The organism is Halospina denitrificans, from assembly GCF_004364635.1.
Classification (GTDB): Bacteria; Pseudomonadota; Gammaproteobacteria; order Pseudomonadales; family Oleiphilaceae; genus Halospina; species Halospina denitrificans.
The window spans coordinates 1-3625 of the sequence record NZ_SOAX01000010.1 but is presented as its reverse complement, the minus strand read 5'-3'; the positions used below and the strand labels follow the sequence as shown (position 1 = coordinate 3625).

Below are 3625 nucleotides of genomic sequence, written 5' to 3'. Positions count from 1 at the left end.
AAGATAATCGAACCAGTGAATGAGCTGGTGAAATGAACAAGCAGGAGGGCTGTAGATTGGCCCCAGAAGCGGGTTTTTCTACAGTCTCGTTATGCATATACAAAAACGAGGAAACACGGATGAGTTCTAGCCACATTTTCTGGCCTGTTTTGGCGCAGGTTTTTCTGACCCTGATGATGTTTATTGTACTTGGGGTGAGGAAGGCGAAAGCGGTAAAAGCCGGTCAGGTAAATCGCCAGCAGGCAGCACTGGACAATCGGGTATGGCCAGAGGATGTGGTCAAGGTATCTAACAACATTGCCAATCAGTTTGAAGCTCCAGTGCTGTTCTATGTCCTCTGCTTGGTGATTTACAGCATAGGTGCTGCAGGTACAGTCGCCGTAGCTCTGGCGTGGTTATTCGCTATCAGTCGGTATGTTCATGCCTACGTGCATGTGGGCTCTAATTATGTGCCAATGAGATTGCGGTTATTCTTGGTCGGGTGCTTGGTGTTGTTGGCTATGCTCATACTGGCGGCCTGGAAACTTGCCATGGGAGTCGGGGTTGCATAATACCTGTTATGCACCTGAATTCAGGAGCATTTCAGCGAAGACAAGGGCGTTTTGTAGATATTGTCGGGTGACCGGCTTTCGGTTTGGGTTCTGAAGTCACTTATCATTATTTTAGAAAGCGAAGCGGATTCGCGTACTGGAGAAGTTTTGGAGTCAAATTCGTAAAGCGCGTTAATTATTTCGGGCTTATTTGCTTTCCCGTGACGTTCAAAGGTGTATACGTGGGGATTGATATAAAAAGCTATCTGTGTGACAACGAATCTTTCATGTGGGTTTTGGTGTTAGGATTTTTATGTATAACAATTGTAAGAGTGATTTTGATGGTTTTGTCCGAGACAACCAGGGATGATGGGGATTCGGAGTGGTATTTTGACCAAGCATTCGGTGAGGTTTTTCTCATCGTATTTAGCTTCTCAATAGCTGGTTTAGCGTTTTACTATAAGCATGCGTGTTAGTTCTGAATTTTAATTTCTTGAATCTAGGCACCAAGGAGAACGTCATGAACTATTGGCGCATGCAGCTTCATCCAGATGACGCGGCGAATGCTGTCCGCCATACAATGAGGTGCTTTGGCCTAGGATATATCGGCTTGGATTTCGCTCAACCGCCCGGCGATCTTACCGATGTGCAGTCAGAAGAGATCCCCCAGAGCCAACGAGACTATTGGGACTTTGCTCATGTAATGGCTGAAGGAGATTATGTCCCTATCGTCGCGCATCATTATCCATGCGCACTCGTGAAGGTCACAGGTCCCTACAACTACATCCGTGACCCTGCCGGGGCGCTCGGTGTGTGGTTTCGGCATGAGCCAATAGGGTACTACGCAGACCTCGTCACCAACCCCGCTCAATGGCAGCAAACAACTATGACGGATACGACTTCGATACTCAGAGATGAATCGAGTTTATCGTACACGCTTATCAGGTCATGGCGGTCGCAAGTTGGTGCATAACCATGCCTTGCAGCCGACAGCGTCTTCGCTACGCTCCGCCGCTGCTGGCTGAAGGCAGGCGTTAAATCAGTAGTGATACCGAACCTGGGCGATAAGTAAGGCGTCATCCGTGACCTTGTAAACCATTCGGTGTTCCTCATTGATTCGGCGAGACCAGTAACCGGCGAGGCTGTGCTTGAGGGGTTCCGGTTTACCAACACCTTCGAACGGTTCTCGCTTGGTCTCCTTGATCAGCTTGTTGATTCGGTTAAGGATCTTTTTGTCGGTTTTTTGCCAGTACAGATAGTCTTCCCAGGCGTTCTCGGAGAAGATGATTTTCATTCAAGAAGTTCCTTTTCTTGACCACCGTCTTGCTCCAGCTCGGCAACGGATTCCATCAAACGCCGGGCGTTTTTTGGTGCGCGCAGAAGGTATGCAGTTTCTTGCAGCGCCTCGTAGTCCTCAAGGGAGATCATTACCACGGACTGCGACTTGCTCCGGGTGATGATCACAGGGGAATGGTCCTCACAGACCTGCTCCATGGTTTTTGCTAGATTGGTTCTAGCGGCTGTGTAGCTAATGGCATCCATAAGGCTGCTCCTGTACAGGATATTGATCATGATCAGGATACCGTACGCCAAAGGATTTAACAATCGGCTGCACAGCGACCGATTTTCCGCCGCTTTGCGGCTCCAAACCGGCGCGTGAGCCGGGCGTTAGCAGCTGTACCTACCTCTCTCCGATCTTGTCTGATGAGTAAAAAAGGGATAATTTATACTCATGGAAGAATTCGAGTTCGACGACGACAAGAGCAGGGCCAATCTTGCGAAGCACGGGATTGACTTCGAGGCCGCTCAGAAGCTTTGGCAAGATCCTGATCTTTTGGAAATTCAGGCTAAAGCAGGTGGTGAGCCGCGCTTCCTGATCATCGGCCGGATTGGAGCAAAACACTGGTCTGCCTTTGTCACGTACCGGGACGAGCGAATTCGTCTGATCTCGGTCAGGCGGGCTCGCAAGAGAGAGGTGGAACTGTATGAACGCTGAAGAGTTCGACGAAAAGTTTGATGCGGATAAGGAAGATGTCGTCGACGATCTGGATCTTTCGACGGCGCGTCGGGTGAACCAAGAGCAGAAGCGCATCAACGTGGATTTTCCGTCTTGGGTTGTCGAAGAGCTGGATCGTGAGGCGGCGCGAATAGGTGTCACTAGACAGTCAATTATCAAAGTGTGGCTGGTTGAGCGCTTGGAAGCTGATGCTGCTAACAAGGCGCTTAACGGTGACGCCGCAAGCGGCGGACGTTAGCTCTGCGTTAAGATGCGACATGTAGGAGACTGCGAGTGAGTCCGGTTAGCAGAGTCGGGTACCTCTCATCGATCGGCCTTTTCGTCGTGGGCGTTGCGTACGTGGTCGTCGTGGCGTTCGGCATTTCCCAAGCTGGTTTCGACGATCCAATCGTGGATCCGACCCTCTCCGTCATGGAGGCACTTACATTGCTGTCGGCTCCCCTCGTAGTTGCCGTGATGGCTTCGGTCTACGAAACCGCGAACCGGGATCGTAAGGTATTTGGTGTCATGGCCCTGGTTTTCGCTGGGGTCATGGCGGGCCTTACGAGTGCCGTTCACTTCGTAGCACTCACGGCCGGGCGCCAAACAGATTTTGCCGTTCTGGAATGGCCCTCGACGCTGTACGCCGTTGAGCTTCTCGCGTGGGATATTTTCCTGGGACTGTCCCTCCTCTGCGCAGCCCTTGTTTTCGTCGGTTCAGGAATCCGGACTTTTGCGCGAATGTCTCTCCTTGCAGCAGGCACCTTATCGCTGCTTGGTGCCATCGGACCCCTCGTCGGCGACATGACACTTCAGCGGGTAGGCATACTCGGCTACGGCATCGGGCTTCCAATCGCGGCCTTGGTGCTATCACAATTCTTCCGCCGGAACGAAGACTCATGTGGAAAGCCAGGATCGAACAGCGCATCCTAACCAGTGCAGGCATGGCGACGCCCATTACATTGCGCCTCCGGCTCCATTCCATAGGCGCGCATGCTGCAAGCGTTGTGCGACGAAAAGCGCACCTCATTGATTCGGTGCAAGCGGGTGGTATGATAATGTCATACATTTGACTTATTAGGGGCACCAGCTATGAGCT

Annotated in this window: 7 protein-coding genes; 5 read left to right on the top strand and 2 right to left on the bottom strand. The window is 51.5% G+C overall.

Translation table 11 applies throughout. The annotated features are described in order from the left end of the window. Positions 1-56 precede the first annotated feature (56 nt). Together DES49_RS15360 and DES49_RS15355 are read left to right on the top strand one after the other, a co-directional pair. A complete protein-coding gene (locus tag DES49_RS15360; protein WP_243865076.1) occupies positions 57-551 on the top strand; it encodes an MAPEG family protein in 495 nt (164 codons plus the stop codon). Between the two features lie 499 nt (positions 552-1050). Beyond that, entirely contained in the window at positions 1051-1503 is a 453-nt protein-coding gene (locus tag DES49_RS15355) for a hypothetical protein (RefSeq protein ID WP_133737320.1), read from the top strand. A 66-nt stretch (positions 1504-1569) separates the two neighbouring features. Here the strand turns inward: DES49_RS15355 and DES49_RS15350 are convergent, their stop codons facing one another. Further along, positions 1570-1824, bottom strand: a complete 255-nt coding sequence (locus tag DES49_RS15350; protein WP_133737319.1) for a Txe/YoeB family addiction module toxin — start codon at positions 1822-1824, stop codon at positions 1570-1572. After that, the gene (locus DES49_RS15345) at positions 1821-2072 is read right to left on the bottom strand and encodes a type II toxin-antitoxin system Phd/YefM family antitoxin (protein WP_092011696.1); all 252 of its coding nucleotides are present in this window, start codon (positions 2070-2072) and stop codon (positions 1821-1823) included. Before DES49_RS15345 ends, DES49_RS15350 begins: the two co-directional genes overlap by 4 nt. Positions 2073-2262: 190 nt before the next feature. On the opposite strand from DES49_RS15345, the gene DES49_RS15340 reads away from it, so the two are divergent. Genes DES49_RS15340 through DES49_RS15330 form a run of 3 tightly spaced genes read left to right on the top strand, consistent with a single transcriptional unit; the run spans position 2263 to position 3459 of the window. Continuing rightward, positions 2263-2526, top strand: coding sequence for a BrnT family toxin (locus DES49_RS15340; RefSeq protein WP_133737318.1), 264 nt, complete (start codon positions 2263-2265; stop codon positions 2524-2526). Then, a complete protein-coding gene (gene brnA / locus DES49_RS15335) occupies positions 2516-2785 on the top strand; it encodes a type II toxin-antitoxin system BrnA family antitoxin (RefSeq protein WP_133737317.1) in 270 nt (89 codons plus the stop codon). Before DES49_RS15340 ends, brnA begins: the two co-directional genes overlap by 11 nt. A 35-nt stretch (positions 2786-2820) precedes the next feature. Beyond that, on the top strand, positions 2821-3459 hold the full coding sequence (locus tag DES49_RS15330; RefSeq protein ID WP_133737316.1) for a hypothetical protein: 639 nt from the start codon (positions 2821-2823) through the stop codon (positions 3457-3459). Positions 3460-3625: the final 166 nt, after the last annotated feature.

Coding starts and splice junctions, on each gene's coding strand:
- DES49_RS15345 (WP_092011696.1), bottom strand. CDS start 2,072: ATGGATGCCATTAGCTACACAGCCGCTAGAACCAATCTAGCAAAAACC.
- DES49_RS15340 (WP_133737318.1), top strand. CDS start 2,263: ATGGAAGAATTCGAGTTCGACGACGACAAGAGCAGGGCCAATCTTGCG.
- DES49_RS15355 (WP_133737320.1), top strand. CDS start 1,051: ATGAACTATTGGCGCATGCAGCTTCATCCAGATGACGCGGCGAATGCT.
- DES49_RS15350 (WP_133737319.1), bottom strand. CDS start 1,824: ATGAAAATCATCTTCTCCGAGAACGCCTGGGAAGACTATCTGTACTGG.
- brnA (WP_133737317.1), top strand. CDS start 2,516: ATGAACGCTGAAGAGTTCGACGAAAAGTTTGATGCGGATAAGGAAGAT.